Consider the following 20,644-nt stretch of genomic DNA (forward strand, 5'->3'; position numbering starts at 1 on the left):
TGCCATCACTTGAAGCGATGGACGTTCGACAGCTGCTTGTTGACGCTGAAGTTCTTGCGGTAAATCAGTGCCATCTTGCCGATAACCTGAACCAGGTCCGCTTTGCCGACCTTGCACAGTTCTGCAATGTTCGCCAGGCGCGACTCGCGATCGAGGATGTTGAGCTTGATTTTAATCAGCTCGTGATCCGCCAACGCGCGTTCAAGTTCGGCTAACACACCTTCAGTCAAACCGTTATCAGCCACAGTCAAAACTGGTTTCAGATGGTGGCCAATGGATTTGTACTGTTTCTTCTGCTCTTGAGTGAGCGGCATAATCTGACCCCTGCGTCTGATCTTGTAAAAAGCGGCGGCCAGTTTACCCGAGCGAGTCCGGGACCGCCCAGTTAATCACGACCCGTTTTATTTTCGAGGTGGCCCGTGGCCCGTTCCAAGACAAGTCTTAAATGGCTGCAAGAGCATTTCAACGACCCATTCGTCAAAATGGCGCAAAAAGACGGGTACCGCTCCCGTGCCAGCTACAAGCTGCTGGAGATCCAGGACAGGGATCGTCTGATCCGCCCCGGCATGAGCGTGATCGACCTGGGCGCCGCCCCGGGTGGCTGGTCCCAAGTGACCAGTCGTCTGATTGGTGGGCAAGGCACGCTGATCGCTTCCGACATCCTGGAAATGGACAGCATCCCTGATGTGACCTTTATTCAGGGTGACTTCACCGAGGATGCAGTGCTCGCGCAGATTCTCGAAGCTGTCGGAAAAAACGAGGTGGACCTTGTGATTTCCGATATGGCCCCCAATATGAGTGGATTGGCGTCTGTAGATATGCCGCGATCAATGTTCCTGTGCGAGTTGGCACTGGATCTTGCGGTACGGGTATTGAAGCCAGGTGGTGATTTTTTGATCAAGGTCTTCCAGGGTGAAGGCTTCGACGAATACCACAAGAGCGTTCGCATGCAGTTCGAAAAGGTCACGACGCGCAAGCCTAAATCGTCGCGCGATCGCTCTCGTGAGCAGTACCTGCTGGGCCGCGGTTTCCGCGGGCGTAGCGAGGAATAAGAGGTTTTTCGACCGGGGTGATAGGTTTTTCGCATTTCGCCTCGTGAGCATTAGCGAATATTGTGTAGAAAGTGTTTCACAAAGGGTTACAGACGGCGCCTGCCAGAGCCGTAGGTAATGTAGTAAGTTAGGCCGGTGAATATCATGCGAAGCGCGCGCCAGTAGCGGAGCTTGCTTCAGAGGGTAGTTAATTGAACGATATGGCAAAGAATCTGATCCTGTGGTTGATCATCGCGGCTGTCCTTGTGACGGTGATGAACAACTTCTCCAGCCCTAACGAGCCGCAGACCCTTAACTATTCCGACTTCATCCAGCAGGTCAAGGATGGCAAGGTCGAGCGCGTAGCCGTGGATGGCTATGTGATTACCGGCAAGCGCAACGATGGCGACAGCTTCAAGACCATTCGTCCGGCAATTCAGGACAATGGCCTGATCGGCGACCTGGTGGATAACCACGTCGTAGTCGAAGGCAAGCAGCCGGAACAGCAAAGCATCTGGACTCAACTCCTGGTCGCAAGCTTCCCGATCCTGGTGATCATCGCCGTGTTCATGTTCTTCATGCGGCAGATGCAGGGTGGCGCTGGAGGCAAGGGCGGGCCGATGAGCTTCGGCAAGAGCAAGGCGCGCCTGCTCTCCGAAGATCAGGTGAAAACCACCTTGGGTGACGTTGCAGGTTGCGACGAAGCCAAGGAAGAAGTCGGTGAGCTGGTCGAGTTCCTGCGTGATCCAGGCAAGTTCCAGCGTCTGGGCGGTCGCATTCCTCGCGGCGTGCTGATGGTCGGTCCTCCGGGTACCGGTAAAACCTTGCTTGCCAAGGCGATTGCCGGTGAAGCCAAGGTTCCGTTCTTCACGATCTCCGGTTCCGATTTCGTCGAAATGTTCGTCGGCGTTGGTGCCAGCCGTGTTCGTGACATGTTCGAACAAGCCAAAAAGCACGCGCCATGCATCATCTTCATCGATGAAATCGACGCTGTCGGTCGCCACCGTGGCGCCGGCATGGGCGGTGGTCACGATGAGCGCGAGCAGACACTCAACCAGTTGCTGGTAGAGATGGACGGCTTTGAAATGAATGACGGCATCATCGTGATCGCTGCAACCAACCGTCCGGACGTTCTGGACCCTGCGTTGCTGCGTCCGGGCCGTTTCGACCGTCAGGTTGTGGTCGGCTTGCCGGATATCCGTGGTCGTGAGCAGATCCTCAAGGTTCACATGCGCAAAGTGCCGATGGGTGACGATGTCGCTCCGGCCGTAATTGCTCGTGGTACGCCTGGTTTCTCTGGTGCCGACCTGGCCAACCTGGTAAACGAAGCGTCGTTGTTCGCTGCCCGTACCGGCAAGCGCATCGTTGAGATGAAAGAGTTCGAACTGGCCAAAGACAAGATCATGATGGGCGCCGAGCGCAAATCGATGGTCATGTCCGAGAAAGAGAAGCAGAACACCGCTTACCACGAGGCTGGCCACGCTATCGTCGGTCGCGTCGTGCCTGAGCATGATCCGGTCTACAAGGTGTCGATCATTCCGCGCGGTCGTGCGCTGGGTGTGACCATGTTCCTGCCGGAAGAAGATCGATACAGCCTGTCCAAGCGCGCCTTGATCAGCCAGATCTGCTCGTTGTACGGCGGCCGTATCGCTGAAGAGATGACCCTGGGCTTTGATGGCGTTACTACCGGTGCGTCGAACGACATCATGCGTGCAAGTCAGATTGCACGAAACATGGTGACCAAGTGGGGGCTGTCGGAAAAACTCGGTCCGTTGATGTACGCCGAAGAAGAGGGTGAAGTGTTCCTCGGTCGTGGCGGCGGTGGTCAGAGTGCAAGCTTCTCCGGTGAGACTGCCAAGCTGATCGACTCCGAAGTGCGCAGCATCATTGATCAGTGCTACGGCACAGCCAAGCAGATCCTCACGGATAACCGTGACAAGCTCGACGCCATGGCGGACGCCCTGATGAAGTACGAGACGATCGACGCCGATCAGATCGACGACATCATGGCCGGTCGTACGCCTCGTGAACCACGCGACTGGTCGGGCGGCGGTGCTGGTACCTCCGGAACACCTCCGGTGGCGCAGGATCCGCGTCCGGAAACACCGATCGGCGGTCCGGCTGCTGACGTTTAAGGTTTGAAATGACTTCTGTTCAGTCCCTGACCCGGTTGCCTTGCGGCAACCGGGTTCTTGATTTGGCCCATACGCATGTCATGGGCATTCTCAATGTCACTCCCGATTCCTTTTCCGATGGCGGCCGATACAGCCAGCTCGATGCAGCGCTGCGCCACGCCGAAGCGATGGTGGCGGCTGGTGCAACGCTTATAGATGTCGGTGGTGAGTCGACCCGGCCTGGCGCCAGGGCGGTTTCACCGCTCGAAGAGCTTGAGCGCGTTGCGCCGATTGTCGAGCGCATCAATCGCGAGCTGGATGTGATCATCTCAGTTGATACTTCCACGCCAGCAGTCATGCGCGAAACTGCGCGACTGGGTGCTGGGTTGATCAATGATGTACGGTCATTGCGACGTGACGGCGCCCTGGATGCTGCGGCGGCGACCGGTCTTCCGGTGTGTCTGATGCATATGCTCGGCGAGCCGGGCGATATGCAGGACGATCCGCAGTATCGCGACGTGACGAAAGAGGTGGGTGAGTTTCTCGCCGAGCGCATGGCACAGTGTGCGTCAGTGGGGATTCCGGCTGAGCGGATCATTCTTGATCCGGGTTTCGGTTTCGCGAAAACCCTGCAGCACAATCTAAGCTTGTTCAAACATATGGAGGCCTTGCATGCCTTGGGGCGGCCCCTGTTGGTAGGGGTTTCGCGAAAGAGCATGATAGGTCAGGCCTTGAATCGTCCGGTTGGCGAACGTCTGTATGGCGGTCTGGCGTTGGCAGCGCTGGCTTCGGTTAAGGGCGCGCGCATATTGCGCGTTCATGATGTGGCCGAAACAGTCGATCTCGTGCGGATGATTGCCGCAGTGGAATCAGCCGAATAAGAATGATGGAGCACTTATGACTAAGAAATATTTTGGCACCGACGGCATTCGTGGTCGGGTCGGCGAATATCCGATCACTCCAGACTTTATGCTCAAGCTCGGTTGGGCTGCCGGCATGGCGTTCCGCAAGATGGGTGCCTGCAAGGTGCTGGTAGGCAAGGACACTCGAATTTCCGGGTACATGTTCGAATCGGCACTTGAAGCCGGGCTGACTTCGGCCGGTGCCGACGTGATGCTCCTGGGGCCAATGCCGACACCGGCCATCGCGTACCTGACGCGTACTTTCCATGCCGAGGCCGGCATCGTGATCAGTGCTTCGCACAATCCACACGATGACAACGGCATCAAGTTTTTCTCCGGGAAAGGCACCAAGCTTCCGGATGAAGTCGAGTTGATGATCGAAGAGTTGCTCGATACCCCGATGACCGTGGTTGAGTCGAGCAAGATCGGCAGGGTGTCGCGCATCAACGATGCCTCGGGTCGTTACATTGAATTCTGCAAGAGCAGCGTCCCGACCGGCACCAGCTTCGCGGGCCTGAAAATCGTAATCGACTGCGCCCATGGTGCGACTTACAAAGTCGCGCCTAGCGTATTCCGTGAGCTGGGTGCCGATGTTGTTGTGTTATCTGCTCAGCCAAACGGCCTGAACATCAACGAAAATTGCGGATCGACTCATATGGGTCCACTGCAAGCTGCCGTATTGGCCGAACATGCCGATCTGGGTATCGCCTTCGATGGTGATGGTGATCGGGTGCTGATGGTCGATCACACTGGCGCTGTCGTCGATGGTGATGAGCTGCTGTTCATCATCGCTCGCGATCTGCATGAGCGTGGCAAGTTGCAGGGCGGCGTGGTCGGTACGTTGATGAGTAACCTGGGCCTGGAACTGGCCCTGGCAGATCTGTCGATTCCATTTGTGCGCGCCAATGTCGGCGACCGTTATGTGATCGCTGACCTGCTGGAGCGCAACTGGTTGGTCGGTGGCGAGAACTCCGGGCACATCGTCTGCTTCAATCACACCACCACCGGTGATGCGATCATCGCGGCGTTGCAGGTGTTGATGGCGCTGAAGACTCGCTCCGAAGGACTGGCTCAGGCCCGTCAGGCGCTGCGCAAGTGTCCTCAGGTGCTGATTAATGTCCGTTTCGGCGGCGGTGCGAGCCCTCTCGAACATCCGTCGGTTATGGAGGCCAGCGAGCGCGTCACGCAGGCCATGGCGGGTCGTGGGCGTGTGCTGTTGCGCAAGTCCGGTACCGAGCCACTGGTGCGGGTCATGGTTGAAGGCGAGGACGAAACACAGGTTCGTGGTTATGCCGAAGAGCTGGCAAAACTGGTTACTGAAGTTTCTGCCTGAATTCGGCTTGCCAGCCATGATTGTGTTGGGTAACATCTGCGCCCACTTTGACCGACGAGGTACAGCATGCGTCGCCCTATGGTAGCTGGTAACTGGAAGATGCATGGTACCCGCGCCAGCGTCGCTGAGCTGATCAATGGCTTGCGTAATCTAGCCTTGCCGAGCGGTGTTGATGTAGCGGTATTCCCGTCCTTTCTGCATGTCAATCAAGTGATTGATGGTCTGGAAGGAAAGTCGATCAAGGTCGGCGCGCAGAACGCTGCGGTGGAATCCAAACAAGGTGCGTTGACCGGTGAAGTTGCGCCGAGTCAGCTGGCCGAAGAGGGTTGCTCACTGGTACTCGTGGGTCACTCTGAACGTCGCCAGATCATCGGCGAGAATGATGAAACACTCATTCGCAAGTTCGCAGCGGCACAGGCATGTGGCTTGATTCCGGTGTTGTGCATAGGGGAAACCCTTGAGCAGCGCGAAGCCGGGAAAACTCTTGAGGTTGTCGGGCGTCAGCTGGGCAGCATCATTGAGGAGCTGGGTGTTGGTGCTTTTGCAAAGGCAGTAATTGCTTACGAGCCGGTCTGGGCCATTGGCACCGGGCTGACTGCTTCGCCGCAACAGGCGCAGGATGTGCACGCAGCCATTCGCGCTCAGTTGGCAGCAGAGAATTCTGAGGTCGCACAAGGTGTGCGGCTTCTATACGGCGGCAGCGTGAAGGCGGCCAATGCGGTCGAACTGTTCGGCATGCCGGATATCGATGGGGGGCTCATTGGTGGAGCTTCCCTGAATGCAGATGAGTTCGGTGCGATTTGTCGCGCCGCGGGAAACTGAAAAAATGCTGGAAACAGTCGTAGTCGTTTTTCATCTGCTGGGCGCATTGGGCGTAGTTGCTCTGGTATTGCTGCAGCAGGGTAAAGGTGCGGATGCTGGCGCGTCTTTCGGAGCAGGTGCTTCAAATACTGTGTTCGGAAGCCAAGGTTCCTCTACCTTTCTTAGTAAGTTTACTGCTATACTTGCCGCAGGTTTCTTCATAACCAGCTTAGGGTTAGGTTACTTTGCTAAAGAGAAAGCTCATCAGCTGACTCAAGTAGGTTTGCCAAATCCAGCAGTGTTGGAAGTACCAAAGCAAAAACCGGCTTCTGATGATGTCCCGGTGCTTCAAGAGCAAAAGTCGGCTACTCCAGCGACTGACGTGCCTCCAGCTCAAGAGCAGAAGTAAGAAGGGTTTCAAACGTAGTATTGCCGAGGTGGTGGAATTGGTAGACACGCAACCTTGAGGTGGTTGTGCCCATAGGGTGTAGGGGTTCGAGTCCCCTTCTCGGTACCAATTATCAGGAGAGCCCGCTGTTGCGGGCTTTCTTGTAGGTGGAAGGTTACATTGACCCTGTCAGGGATCGGTCGTATACTTCCGCCCCAGCTTTGTCGCGGGGTGGAGCAGTCTGGTAGCTCGTCGGGCTCATAACCCGAAGGTCGTCGGTTCAAATCCGGCCCCCGCAACCAGTTTAAGGAGCCCCTTTTAAGGGGCTTTTTGTTAGCTGGACACTTTCAACGCCGCTGTTCGACGGCGTTTCAAGGATGGGCGTTTCGCCCATTTTTTTATTTTGCATAGCATGCACATACATGCACGAGGGGGTTCAGGTGTCGAGCAAGCTAGAAGAGTTGCAGGCCTTGCTGGCCCCGGTGGTCGTGGCCCTAGGCTATGAATGCTGGGGTATTGAGTTTTCGGCTCAAGGTCGCCACTCAATGTTGCGCGTTTATATCGATAAAGAAGGCGGTGTGTTGGTTGACGACTGTGCCATCGTCAGCCGTCAGATCAGCGGTGTTCTGGATGTTGAAGATCCAATCGCCGTTGAGTACACCCTTGAAGTTTCCTCGCCAGGCATGGAACGCCCACTGTTCACTCTTGAGCAGTTTGCAAAATTTGCCGGTGAACAAGTGAAGATCAAGCTGCGCTCGCCTTTCGAAGGCCGACGCAACTTTCAGGGCCTTCTGCGCGGTGTAGAAGAGCAGGACGTCGTGGTGCAGGTAGAAGACCATGAGTTCCTGTTGCCGATCGATATGGTCGACAAGGCCAACATTATTCCCAGTTTTGACTGAGACGCGGATCCCGCGGATCCAATGGCTTGCGAAAGGCGAGGCGTACGATGAGCAAAGAAGTACTGCTGGTTGTTGAGTCGGTATCCAATGAAAAGGGCGTACCGGCAAACGTAATTTTTGAAGCGCTGGAGCTGGCTCTGGCCACTGCTACCAAAAAACGTTTCGAGGACGAAGTCGATCTGCGTGTGGAAATCAATCGCCACACCGGTGCTTACGAGACATTCCGTCGCTGGACGGTCGTCGAAGAAGCAAACCTGGACGATCCGGCTATCGAAACCTGGCCGAGCAAGGTTGCAGAAACGCATCCTGGTGCCCAGGTTGGTGATGTAGTCGAAGAAAAGATCGAATCCATCGAGTTCGGCCGTATCGCTGCACAGACTGCCAAGCAAGTCATCGTGCAGAAAGTTCGCGAAGCCGAGCGTGCTCAAGTTGTTGATGCTTACCGCGAGCGCCTGGGTGAAATCATCTCCGGCACCGTGAAGAAAGTGACCCGCGACAACGTGATCGTTGACCTGGGCAACAACGCTGAGGCGTTGCTGGCTCGTGAAGACATCATTTCTCGCGAAACTTTCCGGGTTGGCGTGCGTCTGCGTGCGCTGCTCAAGGAAATCCGCACCGAGAACCGCGGCCCGCAGCTGATCCTGTCGCGTACCGCGCCGGAAATGCTGATCGAGTTGTTCCGCATCGAAGTGCCGGAAATCGCTGAAGGCCTGATCGAAGTAATGGCTGCGTCCCGTGACCCGGGTTCGCGCGCCAAGATCGCGGTCCGCTCCAAGGACAAACGCATTGACCCGCAAGGCGCTTGCATCGGTATGCGCGGTTCGCGCGTCCAGGCAGTGTCGGGCGAGTTGGGCGGCGAGCGTGTGGACATCGTCCTGTGGGACGATAACCCGGCGCAGTTCGTGATTAATGCAATGTCGCCGGCTGAAGTGGCGGCAATTATCGTTGACGAAGATGCCCATGCAATGGACATCGCCGTTGGCGCAGACAATCTGGCTCAGGCCATCGGTCGCGGTGGTCAGAACGTGCGTCTGGCTAGCCAGTTGACTGGCTGGACCCTGAACGTGATGACCGAATCGGACATCCAGGCTAAGCAGCAAGCAGAAACCGGCGACATCCTGCGCAACTTCATCGACGAGCTGGAAGTCGATGAAGACCTGGCGCAAGTGCTGGTAGATGAAGGCTTCACCAGCCTGGAAGAGATTGCCTACGTACCGTTGGAAGAAATGCTCAACATCGACGGCTTTGACGAAGAAACCGTCAACGAGCTTCGCGCTCGCGCCAAGGATCGTTTGTTGACCAAAGCCATCGCTACTGAGGAAAAGCTGGCAGACGCCCATCCGGCCGAAGACCTGCTCTCGCTTGAGGGTATGGACAAGGATTTGGCGATGGAACTGGCGGTGCGCGGCGTAATTACCCGCGAAGACCTGGCCGAGCAGTCTATTGACGACCTGCTCGACATCGACGGCATTGACGATGATCGTGCCGGCAAGTTGATCATGGCCGCCCGAGCCCACTGGTTCGAGTAATTAGGCGCGGCCTGAGGAGAGAAGTGCATGACGCAAGTCACGGTGAAACAACTGGCCGATGAGGTCAAAACACCGGTAGAGCGCCTGTTGCAGCAGATGCGTGAGGCAGGTCTGCCGCACACCGCCGCCGAAGAACATGTGACTGACAGTGAGAAGCAATCTTTGCTGACTCACTTGAAAAGCAGCCACAAGGCGAAAGTGGAAGAACCACGCAAGATCACGCTGCAGCGTAAAACCACCAGCACCCTGCGTGTTGCTGGCAGCAAAAGCATCAGCGTTGAAGTCCGTAAAAAGAAAGTTTTCGTACAACGCAGCCCGGAAGAAATCGAAGCCGAGCGCAAACGCGAACTGGAAGAACGTCGCGCAGTAGATAATGCTGCCCGTCAAAAGGCTGAAGAAGAAGCCAAGCGTCGCGCCGAAGAAGAAGCGCGTCGCCAGCCTGCTACTGCGCAAAACGCTACTAACGATGCTGTCGCAGCGCCTGCTGCGGTTGCCGAGCCAGTACGCGAAAGCGCACCGGTTGTGGCGGCTGCACCGGCTCCTTCTGCCGACCGCAAGCCAAACGATCAGCGTCGTCCGGACAAACCACGTGCCGACGATAATAATCGTCGTAGCGGCGGTGGCGATGGTGAGCGCAAAAACGCTCCGCATCGTGCTTCGGTTAAAGAGAAAGCGCCTGCTCCACGTGTTGCGCCACGTACTACCGACGAAGAAAGCGATGGCTTCCGTCGTGGTGGTCGCGGCAAGGCCAAGCTGAAGAAACGCAACGCTCACGGTTTCCAGAGCCCAACCGGCCCTGTCGTGCGTGATGTGCAGATTGGCGAGACCATCACTGTTGGCGATCTCGCCAATCAGATGTCGGTCAAGGCTGCTGAAATCATCAAGTTCATGTTCAAACTGGGTACCCCAGCGACCATCAACCAGGTGCTTGATCAGGAAACTGCTCAGCTGGTAGCCGAAGAACTGGGCCACAAAGTGACCCTGGTCAGCGACACCGCCCTGGAAGATTCCCTGGCCGAGTCCCTGAAGTTTGAGGGTGAGACGTTCTCCCGTGCACCGGTTGTGACCGTAATGGGCCACGTTGACCACGGTAAAACCTCGCTGCTCGACTACATCCGTCGTGCCAAGGTAGCTGCTGGCGAAGCCGGCGGTATCACCCAGCACATCGGTGCGTACCACGTTGAAACTGATCGCGGTATGGTCACTTTCCTCGATACCCCGGGTCACGCTGCGTTTACCGCAATGCGTGCCCGTGGTGCCAAGGCGACCGACATCGTGATCCTGGTCGTTGCAGCGGACGACGGCGTAATGCCGCAGACCATTGAAGCTGTCCAGCACGCCAAGGCTGCCGGTGTTCCACTGGTCGTTGCAGTGAACAAAATCGACAAGCCGGGCGCTGATCTTGATCGCATCCGTAGTGAACTGTCGGTTCACGGCGTGACCTCGGAAGAGTGGGGCGGCGACACCCCGTTCGTATCGGTTTCGGCGAAAGTCGGTACTGGCGTGGACGAGTTGCTCGAAGCTGTTCTGCTGCAAGCCGAAGTTCTGGAACTGAAAGCGACTCCATCGGCCCCAGGTCGTGGTGTCGTGGTTGAATCGCGTCTCGACAAAGGTCGTGGCCCGGTTGCAACCGTTCTGGTTCAAGACGGTACCCTGCGCCAAGGCGACATGGTCCTGGTCGGTTCGAACTATGGCCGTGTACGTGCCATGCTCGACGAGAACGGCAAGCCAATCAAGGAAGCCGGTCCTTCCATCCCTGTCGAGATCCTCGGCCTGGACGGTACCCCGGACGCCGGCGACGAGATGAGCGTGCTGTCGGACGAGAAGAAAGCCCGTGAAGTGGCTCTGTTCCGTCAAGGCAAGTTCCGCGAAGTCAAGCTGGCCCGTGCTCACGCCGGCAAGCTGGAAAACATCTTCGAAAACATGGGCCAGGCAGAGAAGAAGACGCTTAACATCGTCCTCAAATCTGACGTCCGTGGTTCGCTGGAAGCGTTGAACGGTGCCTTGAACGGCCTGGGTAACGACGAAGTGCAAGTGCGTGTTGTTGGTGGCGGCGTCGGTGGTATCACCGAGTCCGACGCTAACCTGGCGCTGGCCTCCAACGCTGTACTGTTTGGCTTCAACGTGCGTGCCGATGCTGGCGCTCGCAAGATCGTCGAGCAGGAAGGTCTGGATATGCGTTACTACAACGTGATCTACGACATCATCGAAGACGTCAAGAAAGCCCTCACCGGTATGCTGGGCAGCGATGTTCGCGAGAACATCCTGGGTACCGCTGAAGTACGTGACGTGTTCCGTTCGCCGAAGTTTGGCGCGATCGCCGGTTGCATGGTTATCGAAGGTGTTGTTCACCGTAACCGTCCAATCCGTGTACTGCGTGAAGACATCGTTATCTTCGAAGGCGAGCTGGAATCCCTGCGCCGCTTCAAGGATGACGCTTCCGAAGTACGTGCCGGCATGGAATGCGGTATTGGCGTCAAGAGCTACAACGACGTCAAAGCTGGCGACAAGATCGAAGTCTACGAGAAGGTTCAGGTTGCTCGCAGCCTCTAACTCGCGCACTTCAAGGGCCACGGCGAGCCGCCGCATGCAAGTGCGCGGCACGGCGTCAGGACTCTAAACGCAACGCCCGGTCTGGCTTTTGTCAGGCCGGGCGTTTGCCGCTTTCAGACCCCACGGGTTTCACCGTGAGGCAGTAACAGGTAACAAGACATGGCAAAAGAATACAGCCGTACCCAACGTATCGGCGATCAGATGCAGCGTGAGCTTGCACAGCTGATCCGTCGTGAAGTCAAAGACCCGCGCGTCGGCCTGGTCACCATTACCGCTGTTGAAGTCAGCCGTGACGTCGGTCACGCCAAGATCTTCATCACCGTGATGGGCCAGGACAACGCCGAAGACATCGCGCAAAGCATCAAGGTGCTCAACTCCGCCGCCGGCTTCCTGCGCATGCAGTTGGCTCGCGAAATGAAGTTGCGCAGCGTTCCACAGTTGCACTTCCACTACGACGAAAGCGTCGTGCGTGGCGCGCACCTGTCGGCCCTGATCGAGCGTGCAGTGGCTGAAGACAATCAGCACCCGGTAGCGGCTGAACCCGAAGACGCCAAGGAGTAATCGGTGGCTCAGGTCAAACGTATCCGTCGTAACGTCAGCGGCATCATCCTGCTCGACAAACCGCTGGGGTTCACCTCCAACGCGGCGTTGCAGAAGGTTCGCTGGTTGCTGAACGCCGAGAAGGCCGGGCACACCGGTAGCCTTGATCCGCTGGCCACCGGTGTGCTGCCGTTGTGCTTCGGTGAGGCCACCAAGTTCTCGCAATACCTGCTCGACTCCGACAAGGCTTATGAAACCCTGGCGCAACTGGGCAAGACCACCACCACGGCGGATGCCGAAGGTGATGTTCTGCTGGAGCGCCCGGTGACCGTTGGTCGCGCCGATGTCGAAGCTGCTTTACCCGGTTTTCGTGGGCAAATCAGTCAGATACCGCCGATGTACTCGGCGCTCAAGCGTGATGGCCAGCCGCTGTACAAGCTGGCCCGTGCAGGCGAAGTAGTGGAGCGCGAACCGCGTTCTGTTACTATTGCGCGCTTGGAATTGCTGGCCTTTGAGGGTGATACTGCGCGGCTTGCGGTGGATTGCAGCAAAGGCACCTATATCCGCACACTGGTGGAGGATATCGGTGAGCAACTCGGTTGTGGCGCTTACGTTGCTGAATTGCGACGTACCCAGGCCGGGCCTTTCACGCTGGCGCAGACTGTCACGCTTGAAGAGTTGGAAGCGGTACATGCCGAAGGCGGCAACGAAGCGGTCGACCGCTTCCTGATGCCATCGGACAGCGGCTTGCTGGATTGGCCACTGTTGCAGTTCTCGGAGCACAGCTCGTTCTACTGGCTTAACGGCCAACCGGTACGGGCCCCGGATGCACCGAAGTTTGGCATGGTACGGGTACAGGATCACAACGGTCGCTTCATCGGTATCGGTGAAGTGAGCGAAGACGGGCGCATCGCGCCGCGTCGACTGATTCGGTCGGAATGACCGAAACCGGTCTGCGTAACAGCAGGCTGGCGAGGGTGGCTGTTAGCAGGCACGGTCACTACTCATTTTTAGATACAGGGATTTGTCCCTGGCCTGTTGAAGCTGTTTCTCTGAAACAGTTTCCTGATAAAAGGATTGCCTCATGGCTCTCGACGTTCAAGAAAAAGCTCAAATCGTAGCTGACTACCAGCAAGCTGTTGGTGACACTGGTTCGCCAGAAGTGCAAGTTGCACTGCTGACCCACAACATCAACAAACTGCAAGGTCACTTCAAGGCCAACGGTAAAGATCACCACTCCCGTCGTGGTCTGATCCGCATGGTAAACCAGCGCCGTAAGCTGCTGGACTACCTGAAAGGCAAGGATCTGGGCCGTTACCAGGCTCTGATCGGTCGCCTGGGTCTGCGTCGCTAATAAGCGATTGCGCTAGAGGTTGGTTGTCTGTCTTGCGTCAGTGGGTTTCCCGCTGGCGCATGGCAGGCTCCCAGCCTCAAGTTTTATCTGGATACACGTTTTACCCTGGACAGACGTTGGGCCGACTCCCGACATTGCCCAAGAATTTCGCAAGAAGACAAGTTCCCCAAGAGCCACAAAGAAGGTAGGACACCGTGAACCCGGTAATCAAAAAATTCCAGTTCGGTCAGTCGACCGTTACCCTCGAGACTGGCCGTATCGCCCGTCAGGCCTCCGGCGCAGTATTGGTCACCGTTGACGACGACGTCAGCGTATTGGTGACCGTCGTTGGTGCCAAGCAAGCCGATCCAGGCAAGGGCTTCTTCCCTCTGTCCGTTCACTACCAGGAAAAGACTTACGCTGCCGGTAAGATCCCTGGCGGTTTCTTCAAGCGCGAAGGCCGTCCTTCCGAGAAAGAAACCCTGACTTCCCGACTGATCGATCGTCCGATCCGTCCGCTGTTCCCAGAAGGCTTCATGAACGAAGTGCAGGTTGTCTGCACCGTCGTTTCCACCAGCAAGAAGACCGATCCGGACATCGCTGCGATGATCGGTACCTCGGCTGCCCTGGCCATCTCCGGCATTCCTTTCGATGGCCCTATCGGCTGTGCACGCGTTGCGTTCCACGAAAGCACCGGCTACCTGCTGAACCCGACTTACGAACAACAGAAAGCTTCGAGCCTGGACATGGTCGTTGCCGGTACTTCGGAAGCTGTGTTGATGGTTGAATCGGAAGCCAAAGAGCTGACCGAAGACCAGATGCTGGGCGCGGTACTGTTTGCTCACGACGAGTTCCAGGTTGTGATCAACGCCGTTAAAGAACTGGCTGCCGAAGCGGCCAAGCCAACCTGGACCTGGACTCCACAGCCAGAAGCCACCGCTCTGCTGGGCGCCATCCGTGCCGAGTTCGGCGACGCGATCTCCCAGGCTTACACCATCACCATCAAGGCCGACCGTTACGCTCGCCTGGGTGAGCTGAAAGACCAGGTTGTTGCCAAGCTGTCCGGTGAAGAAGGCCAGCCTTCTTCCAGCGAAGTCAAAGCTGCTTTCGGCGAAATCGAATACCGCACCGTTCGCGAAAATATCGTAAACGGCAAGCCACGTATCGACGGCCGCGACACCAAGACCGTACGTCCTCTGAACATCGAAGTCGGTGTTCTGCCAAAGACCCACGGTTCGGCACTGTTCACCCGTGGCGAAACCCAGGCTCTGGTTGTTGCAACACTGGGCACCGCCCGTGACGCACAACTGCTGGACACCCTGGAAGGCGAGAAAAAAGACCCGTTCATGCTGCACTACAACTTCCCTCCGTTTTCGGTAGGTGAGTGTGGTCGCATGGGTGGCGCTGGTCGTCGCGAAATCGGTCACGGCCGTCTGGCCCGTCGTTCGATTGCAGCCATGCTGCCTGCTGCCGACGTGTTCCCGTACACCATTCGTGTTGTGTCGGAAATCACCGAGTCCAACGGTTCGAGCTCCATGGCTTCGGTCTGCGGCGCTTCCCTGGCCCTGATGGATGCCGGCGTTCCGATGAAGGCACCGGTTGCCGGTATCGCCATGGGTCTGGTTAAAGAAGGCGAGAAATTCGCCATCCTGACCGACATCCTGGGTGACGAAGACCACCTCGGCGACATGGACTTCAAAGTAGCCGGTACCGCCAAAGGTGTTACCGCGCTGCAGATGGACATCAAGATCAAAGGCATCACCGAAGAAATCATGGAAATCGCTCTGGGCCAAGCCCTGGAAGCGCGCCTGAACATCCTCGGTCAGATGAACCAGATCATTGGTCAGTCCCGCACCGAGTTGTCGGAAAATGCTCCGACCATGATCGCGATGAAAATCGACACCGACAAAATCCGTGATGTTATCGGTAAAGGCGGCGCGACCATTCGTGCGATCTGTGAAGAGACCAAGGCTTCGATCGATATCGAAGACGACGGCTCGATCAAGATCTTCGGCGAAACCAAGGAAGCTGCTGAAGCTGCACGTCAGCGCGTTCTGGGCATCACCGCAGAAGCTGAAATCGGCAAGATCTACGTCGGTAAGGTTGAGCGCATCGTCGACTTCGGCGCATTCGTCAACATCCTGCCTGGCAAGGACGGTCTGGTTCACATCTCCATGTTGAGCGACGCTCGCGTTGAGAAAGTGACCGACATCCTGAAAGAAGGCCAGGAAGTGGAAGTACTGGTACTGGACGTGGACAACCGCGGCCGTATCAAGCTGTCCATCAAAGACGTAGCAGCAGCCAAGGCGTCGGGCGTTTAAGACACCCCTCGCTTTAGCGCAATAAAAATGCCCCGCCGTGTACACGGCGGGGCATTTTTTGTCTGGTAAAAAGCAATTGAGTTTCAAGAGATAACCATCAGGCAACCCACAAATTTGCCGCAGCACACGACCTGTGCTAGGTTTAGCTCACCGCCCGTGTAGCTCAGCCGGTAGAGCAGCGCACTCGTAACGCGAAGGTCGCAGGTTCGATTCCTGTCTCGGGCAAAGAATTACTGCTATTTCACCTTCCGGCTCAGATCCTCGACGGAGCGTTTGAGCTGATCCATCGCCCGATCCTGATCATTGATCTTCTGTTTCAGATTGGAAATCTCGCTGCTGCTCGAGCTTGAGCTCGAACCGCTGTTGCGCTTGAGGTCTTCGACCTGACGACCGAGGGTGTCCAGCTCGCGATCCTGTTCCTTGACCTTGTTCTTCAGGTCATCAATTTCCTTGCCACTGGAGTTTGAACTGGAACCGCTACTGCGTTTGAGGTCTTCGATCTGGCGCGTCTGCTCACTGATCGTGTCACGCATCTTTTTCAGCTCATCGATACTGATGTCGCTTCTGATCACCACCTCTTTGCCGTAATCGTTGTGAATCAGCGGAACCTTGTCGCCGTAGGACGGACTACTGGAACTCAGCTCCACAGCCATCGCGCTGGCAGGAAGCGCCAGAACCGTGATCAGAGCGGTGGCGGACACAACGGTGGAGATCTTCGAAAAGCTGCGCATCACTGGTTTTCCTTGTGAACAGCGGAGATGAGTGCCGAAGTGGCACATCGCTATGACTCGAAAAGCGTATTTATGTTCCGCAGGTCAACTTTTTGTGAGAGAGATGTAAAGAGCCGTGTAAATCGTCAGCTAAAGGTCCTATATTCGGAGCTTGCATGAGCACCACCGAGCTGTTTTCAGATGATCCCGAATGGTTCTGAAGGCCAGACAAACCAGGCTTCACGCGGTTTTTTGCGTCAGAGAGATCCTTGATGATCCAGATCCATCTTCCATTCCCCAGATCAGCGAGAACGACATGACCGTTAAAGAATTGACCCAAGAAGCCAGACACGAAGAAGCGCTCAAGAAGTACTTGCTGGAGTCGCCCCAGCTAGCCGAAGAGATCAAGGACCTGCCCGCCGACGATCAGAAAGACCAGGTCCAATGGGCGTTCGAGGATGAAGCGGAATCGCAAGGCTTGCAGCCTTGGGAGCTGACGCTCAAGTACACCTCAAGTCCTGAAGAGTTCGAGGCGGCACGCCTGGTTCTGCACAAAGAGGCGGCCGAAGTATTGGGTGTCGAGTGGGAACAGTACTGCGAGGACAATAATCTGGTGGTCTGACCTGTGGGAGCGGGCTTGCTCGCGAAGAGGGTGTATCAGTCGACGATTTTTATCGTCTGACTCACCGCTTTCGCGAGCAAGCCCGCTCCCACATTTTTCAATCAGAGGCTGAGCCGCATCGATAGGTCGACGGCTTTTACATCCTTGGTCATCGCACCAATCGAAATGTAATCAACCCCGGTTTCGGCAATCGGCAGCAACGTGCTTTCGTTGATACCGCCGCTGGCCTCCAGTTTTGCCTTGCCGCCGTTCAGGCGCACCGCTTCACGCATGTCATCCAGGCTCAGTTCGTCGAGCATGATGATATCGGCACCGGCCGCCAGGGCCTCTTTCAGCTCATCCAGGCTTTCCACTTCGATTTCTACCGGCTTGCCCGGGGCAATCTTGTGCGCGGCCTTGATCGCTTCAGGAATGCCGCCGCAGGCCGCGATATGGTTTTCCTTGATCAGGAAGGCGTCATACAGACCAATACGGTGGTTGTGGCAGCCGCCGCAAGTCACGGCATACTTCTGCGCCAGACGCAGCCCCGGCAGGGTTTTGCGGGTGTCGAGCAGCTTTACCTGAGTCTCGGCGACGAAATCCGCCAGAAATTGCGCGCGCGTTGCCACACCTGACAGCAATTGCAGGAAATTCAGCGCACAGCGCTCACCCGTCAGCAGCGAACGCGCCGGGCCTTCGAGGTGAAACAGCGGCTGATTGGGCTGCACCCGTTCGCCATCGCGCACCTGCCAGTGCACCGCAACCCGTGGGTCCAACTGCCGGAAAACGGCGTCAACCCAAGCAGTGCCGGCAATGACGGCCGCGTCGCGGGTGATGATGGTGGCTTTGGCCAGGCGTTCGGCCGGGATCAGCTGTGCGGTGATGTCGCCGCTGCCGATATCTTCGAGCAACGCACGGCGCACGTTGGCTTCGATTTCGGCGGTCAAATCGGCGAGACGTAGATTCGGCATAACGGGCTCCACAAACTAAGTGGCTCGATTATAGGGCCATGGCGCGAACCAACCCAAGGCATCCACGGTGTTCACATCGCTCTGAAACCTGCATTTGGTCGATTCGCCTGAGCATTTGGCGTTAAGCAGGGGTCTGCCTTGTACGTCTATTTCAATGAGAAGCGCAGAGTCTGCTGGCACAAGCCGTGTGTTTTACAGATAATTCGCCTTGCATTTGACGTCATAGCTTTGACGTCCCTTTGGGTCCCCGATTATTGAATGACAGCGGGTGGGCGGTGATCCCCGTTGAGCACCGCCCGTGAGGCTTGCACCCGCCGTCGATCTTTCTTACCGAACCGAAGAATCACCGTTTCAGGAGGCTTGGATGCACAACGACGGGAATGTAGTGCCTTTGCACAAGGCGGCTACCGATCAGGCGACCCACTCGCCGCTCGCCCGCCTGCCTGTGATTCTGCTTCAGGTTCGCGACAAGGCTGCTCAGTTACTCAGGCATGGTTTGCAGGAGCTGTTCGATAATGCAGATGACACGCTGTTCGAAATGGCCGACCGGGCCCGCAACGACGTCGAGCAGAACCTCTTTTTCGAAGCCATGCGCGACTTGCGCCTCAAGCGCAAAAGCATTGAACGCGGCTTTCTCGAACAGTTTTTTGAGGCATTCGTCAGCCTCACTCAGTACGACATCACTCACTCGACCTTGCCCCAGGCATTGGCGTTCGATGCTAATGCATCGCTGCCCAATGACGACCTGGAGCGCAACGTTGCGGTGGAGGCGATGGTCAGCAAAGTACTCAACCGCGAAGGGTTCGCCCTCGATCAACTGACCACCCGACTCAGCGTGTTGTTGGGCAAGGAGTTGCTCGAACAGCACAACCCGATGGGCCCGGCGATGTTGTGCGAGTATTTTCTGCAGTCCGGGCGCAATCTGGGCGTGGAGATCAAGGTCAAGCTGATCATTCTCAAACTGTTCGAGCGCTATGTGCTCAGCAGCGCCGATCAGCTCTACGCCGAAGCCAACCAATTGCTGATCGCCACCGGCGTGCTGCCAGGGTTGCAACCAGCGCCGGCGCGTCGCGCAATTGATCGCGTCGCGTCCAGCGTCTACAGCGAAGAAAGTCATGACCCCGCACCGGCTGACGAAGGCGTGCAGGAGGTCTTCGCCGCGTTGCAGGAGTTGCTGTTGCATGTGCGCGGTAGCGTCGCACCGACGCTGGAGCCCAGCGGCACCAGTCAGCCGATTACCACCCGCGACCTGCTGCGCCTGCTCTCGCATTTGCAACAGTACGTGCCGGCGCTGGCGGCGCAGGACGACTTCGATCTGCGCAATCAGCTCGAACAACTGCTGACTCGGGTCAGCGTCAGAAGTGGCAAATCACGGATTGTCGGCGGCGCAGACGAAGACGTGATCAATCTGATTGCCATGGTCTTCGACTGCATCCTCGAAGACCGCAATGTGCCGGACTCGCTCAAAGCGTTGATCGCTCGCTTGCAGATCCCGATGCTGAAGGTCGCGGTGCTCGACAAGAGCTTTTTCAGCCGCAGCAGCCACCCGGCGCGACGTCTGCTCAATGAAATCGCCACCGCGGCCATGGGTTGGGGCCAGTGTGACGATCATGAGCGCGATTCGTTGTACCTGCGCATTGAGCAAGTGGTGCAGCGGCTGTTGAATGACTTTGTCGACGACCCGGCGATTTTCTCCGAGTTGCTGGCGGACTTTCTGGCGTTTACCAGTGATGAACGCCGTCGCAGCGAGCTGCTGGAACAGCGCACCCGGGACGCCGAAGAAGGCCGGACCAAGACTGAATTGGCGCGTCAGCGGGTCGAACGGGCGCTGAATGAGGCCTTGTTGGGCAAGCTGCTCCCGCAAGGCGTGGTGGTATTCGTCCAGGACGCCTGGAGCAAGCTGCTGTTGCTGACTTACCTCAAGCACGGCGATCAGTCCGCCGAATGGCACGCCGATGTGCAAACCATGGCGCAATTGATCTGGAGCGTGCAGCGTCACGACGAAGCCGACGCGAGCCTGCGTCTGCTGTCGCTGGTGCCGGGGCTGCTCAAATCCCTGCGTGATGGCCTGAGCAGTTCGGCGTTCGACCCGTTTGCCACCAGTGAATTCTTCAGTGAGCTGGAAGCCTTGCACGTTCAACTGTTCGAGCGGCCAGCCCGGACACCGGAACAGACGACACCCCGCGATGAGCCAGTGATGGTCGAAGTGCGGGAGGAAATCGTCTTGCGTACTGCCGATGAAGGTCCGGTCGACACGGCGTCGGTACGTTTGCCGGCGGACGATATTGGCCTGCTCCAGGTAGATCAGCTGCGCCTGGGCTGCTGGGTCGAGTTTCAGGAAGACGAAGAAAACACCTTGCGTTGCAAGCTGGCGGCGGTCATTGACGCCACCGGCAAGTACATCTTCGTCAACCGCACCGGGATGAAAGTGTTGGAGCGCAACCGTATCGGTCTGGCCCTGGAGTTTCGCCGTGGTGCGGTGCGTGCGCTGGACGATACGTTGCTGTTCGATCGGGCTCTGGAATCGGTGATTGGCAACTTGCGGCGTCTCAATCACGGCAAGTGATCGCGCGCAGAGGGTCTATCGCGGCATACTGGGCGCCAACACGGTCGTCGTT

18 protein-coding genes and 3 tRNA genes are annotated in these 20,644 nt (G+C 57.2%); 18 read left to right on the forward strand and 3 right to left on the reverse strand.

All coding sequences use genetic code 11. The annotated features are described in order from the left end of the window. Positions 1–5: 5 nt before the first annotated feature. A complete protein-coding gene (locus JFT87_RS08705) occupies positions 6–314 on the reverse strand; it encodes a YhbY family RNA-binding protein (RefSeq protein ID WP_008005472.1) in 309 nt (102 codons plus the stop codon). Positions 315–419: 105 nt separating this feature from the next. On the opposite strand from JFT87_RS08705, the gene rlmE reads away from it, so the two are divergent. From rlmE to JFT87_RS08785, 16 genes are all read left to right on the forward strand, one after another. Next, positions 420–1,052 (forward strand): 23S rRNA (uridine(2552)-2'-O)-methyltransferase RlmE, encoded by a 633-nt coding sequence (gene rlmE / locus JFT87_RS08710; protein WP_201200471.1) that lies wholly within the window; start codon positions 420–422, stop codon positions 1,050–1,052. A gap of 200 nt (positions 1,053–1,252) precedes the next feature. After that, positions 1,253–3,166 carry an ATP-dependent zinc metalloprotease FtsH gene (gene ftsH / locus JFT87_RS08715; RefSeq protein WP_054050044.1) on the forward strand — a complete coding sequence of 638 codons (1,914 nt, stop codon included), beginning with the start codon at positions 1,253–1,255 and terminating at the stop codon, positions 3,164–3,166. Between the two features lie 8 nt (positions 3,167–3,174). After that, positions 3,175–4,026 (forward strand): dihydropteroate synthase, encoded by an 852-nt coding sequence (gene folP / locus JFT87_RS08720; protein ID WP_201200472.1) that lies wholly within the window; start codon positions 3,175–3,177, stop codon positions 4,024–4,026. A 16-nt stretch (positions 4,027–4,042) separates the two neighbouring features. Continuing rightward, positions 4,043–5,380: a phosphoglucosamine mutase gene (gene glmM, locus JFT87_RS08725; RefSeq protein WP_201200473.1), complete on the forward strand. Its 1,338-nt coding sequence runs from the start codon at positions 4,043–4,045 to the stop codon at positions 5,378–5,380. Positions 5,381–5,446: 66 nt separating this feature from the next. After that, positions 5,447–6,202, forward strand: coding sequence for a triose-phosphate isomerase (tpiA, locus tag JFT87_RS08730; RefSeq protein WP_201200474.1), 756 nt, complete (start codon positions 5,447–5,449; stop codon positions 6,200–6,202). 4 nt (positions 6,203–6,206) lie between these two features. Next, complete coding sequence (secG, locus tag JFT87_RS08735; RefSeq protein ID WP_201194393.1) at positions 6,207–6,590, forward strand: preprotein translocase subunit SecG; 384 nt, start codon at positions 6,207–6,209, stop codon at positions 6,588–6,590. Positions 6,591–6,612: 22 nt separating this feature from the next. Continuing rightward, positions 6,613–6,698 (forward strand) — tRNA-Leu (locus JFT87_RS08740). Positions 6,699–6,794: 96 nt separating this feature from the next. After that, positions 6,795–6,871, forward strand: a tRNA-Met gene (locus JFT87_RS08745). A 138-nt stretch (positions 6,872–7,009) separates the two neighbouring features. Beyond that, positions 7,010–7,468: a ribosome maturation factor RimP gene (gene rimP / locus JFT87_RS08750; RefSeq protein WP_149657639.1), complete on the forward strand. Its 459-nt coding sequence runs from the start codon at positions 7,010–7,012 to the stop codon at positions 7,466–7,468. Between the two features lie 47 nt (positions 7,469–7,515). Further along, positions 7,516–8,997 carry a transcription termination factor NusA gene (nusA, locus tag JFT87_RS08755; RefSeq protein WP_201194346.1) on the forward strand — a complete coding sequence of 494 codons (1,482 nt, stop codon included), beginning with the start codon at positions 7,516–7,518 and terminating at the stop codon, positions 8,995–8,997. 27 nt (positions 8,998–9,024) lie between these two features. Then, positions 9,025–11,550 (forward strand): translation initiation factor IF-2, encoded by a 2,526-nt coding sequence (gene infB, locus JFT87_RS08760; RefSeq protein WP_201200477.1) that lies wholly within the window; start codon positions 9,025–9,027, stop codon positions 11,548–11,550. A gap of 159 nt (positions 11,551–11,709) precedes the next feature. Further along, positions 11,710–12,111: a 30S ribosome-binding factor RbfA gene (gene rbfA, locus JFT87_RS08765; RefSeq protein WP_007942872.1), complete on the forward strand. Its 402-nt coding sequence runs from the start codon at positions 11,710–11,712 to the stop codon at positions 12,109–12,111. Positions 12,112–12,114: 3 nt separating this feature from the next. Then, a complete protein-coding gene (truB, locus tag JFT87_RS08770; RefSeq protein WP_201200479.1) occupies positions 12,115–13,032 on the forward strand; it encodes a tRNA pseudouridine(55) synthase TruB in 918 nt (305 codons plus the stop codon). Between the two features lie 142 nt (positions 13,033–13,174). Continuing rightward, complete coding sequence (gene rpsO, locus JFT87_RS08775) at positions 13,175–13,444, forward strand: 30S ribosomal protein S15 (protein ID WP_003176135.1); 270 nt, start codon at positions 13,175–13,177, stop codon at positions 13,442–13,444. Between the two features lie 194 nt (positions 13,445–13,638). After that, entirely contained in the window at positions 13,639–15,744 is a 2,106-nt protein-coding gene (gene pnp, locus JFT87_RS08780) for a polyribonucleotide nucleotidyltransferase (protein ID WP_046045794.1), read from the forward strand. A gap of 152 nt (positions 15,745–15,896) precedes the next feature. Beyond that, a tRNA-Thr gene (locus tag JFT87_RS08785) sits at positions 15,897–15,969 on the forward strand. An 11-nt stretch (positions 15,970–15,980) separates the two neighbouring features. Here JFT87_RS08785 and JFT87_RS08790 read toward each other — a convergent pair. Then, the gene (locus tag JFT87_RS08790) at positions 15,981–16,475 is read right to left on the reverse strand and encodes a hypothetical protein (RefSeq protein WP_201200480.1); all 495 of its coding nucleotides are present in this window, start codon (positions 16,473–16,475) and stop codon (positions 15,981–15,983) included. Between the two features lie 295 nt (positions 16,476–16,770). On the opposite strand from JFT87_RS08790, the gene JFT87_RS08795 reads away from it, so the two are divergent. After that, complete coding sequence (locus JFT87_RS08795; protein WP_201200481.1) at positions 16,771–17,076, forward strand: DUF6388 family protein; 306 nt, start codon at positions 16,771–16,773, stop codon at positions 17,074–17,076. 101 nt (positions 17,077–17,177) lie between these two features. Here the strand turns inward: JFT87_RS08795 and nadC are convergent, their stop codons facing one another. After that, a complete protein-coding gene (nadC, locus tag JFT87_RS08800) occupies positions 17,178–18,026 on the reverse strand; it encodes a carboxylating nicotinate-nucleotide diphosphorylase (protein ID WP_201200483.1) in 849 nt (282 codons plus the stop codon). Between the two features lie 364 nt (positions 18,027–18,390). Here nadC and JFT87_RS08805 point away from each other — a divergent pair, with 364 nt between their 5' ends. Then, a complete protein-coding gene (locus tag JFT87_RS08805) occupies positions 18,391–20,592 on the forward strand; it encodes a DUF1631 domain-containing protein (protein WP_201200485.1) in 2,202 nt (733 codons plus the stop codon). Positions 20,593–20,644: the final 52 nt, after the last annotated feature.

Origin of the sequence: Pseudomonas sp. TH15, assembly GCF_016651105.1 — a bacterium.
Taxonomy (GTDB): Bacteria; Pseudomonadota; Gammaproteobacteria; order Pseudomonadales; family Pseudomonadaceae; genus Aquipseudomonas.

Bases quoted from the DNA above. Each gene is read 5' to 3' on its own strand.
- JFT87_RS08705 (WP_008005472.1), bottom strand. From the start codon at position 314: ATGCCGCTCACTCAAGAGCAGAAGAAACAGTACAAATCCATTGGCCAC.
- ftsH (WP_054050044.1), top strand. From the start codon at position 1,253: ATGGCAAAGAATCTGATCCTGTGGTTGATCATCGCGGCTGTCCTTGTG.
- folP (WP_201200472.1), top strand. From the start codon at position 3,175: ATGACTTCTGTTCAGTCCCTGACCCGGTTGCCTTGCGGCAACCGGGTT.
- glmM (WP_201200473.1), top strand. From the start codon at position 4,043: ATGACTAAGAAATATTTTGGCACCGACGGCATTCGTGGTCGGGTCGGC.
- tpiA (WP_201200474.1), top strand. From the start codon at position 5,447: ATGCGTCGCCCTATGGTAGCTGGTAACTGGAAGATGCATGGTACCCGC.
- secG (WP_201194393.1), top strand. From the start codon at position 6,207: ATGCTGGAAACAGTCGTAGTCGTTTTTCATCTGCTGGGCGCATTGGGC.
- nusA (WP_201194346.1), top strand. From the start codon at position 7,516: ATGAGCAAAGAAGTACTGCTGGTTGTTGAGTCGGTATCCAATGAAAAG.
- infB (WP_201200477.1), top strand. From the start codon at position 9,025: ATGACGCAAGTCACGGTGAAACAACTGGCCGATGAGGTCAAAACACCG.
- rbfA (WP_007942872.1), top strand. From the start codon at position 11,710: ATGGCAAAAGAATACAGCCGTACCCAACGTATCGGCGATCAGATGCAG.
- rpsO (WP_003176135.1), top strand. From the start codon at position 13,175: ATGGCTCTCGACGTTCAAGAAAAAGCTCAAATCGTAGCTGACTACCAG.
- JFT87_RS08790 (WP_201200480.1), bottom strand. From the start codon at position 16,475: ATGCGCAGCTTTTCGAAGATCTCCACCGTTGTGTCCGCCACCGCTCTG.
- JFT87_RS08795 (WP_201200481.1), top strand. From the start codon at position 16,771: ATGACCGTTAAAGAATTGACCCAAGAAGCCAGACACGAAGAAGCGCTC.
- nadC (WP_201200483.1), bottom strand. From the start codon at position 18,026: ATGCCGAATCTACGTCTCGCCGATTTGACCGCCGAAATCGAAGCCAAC.
- JFT87_RS08805 (WP_201200485.1), top strand. From the start codon at position 18,391: ATGCACAACGACGGGAATGTAGTGCCTTTGCACAAGGCGGCTACCGAT.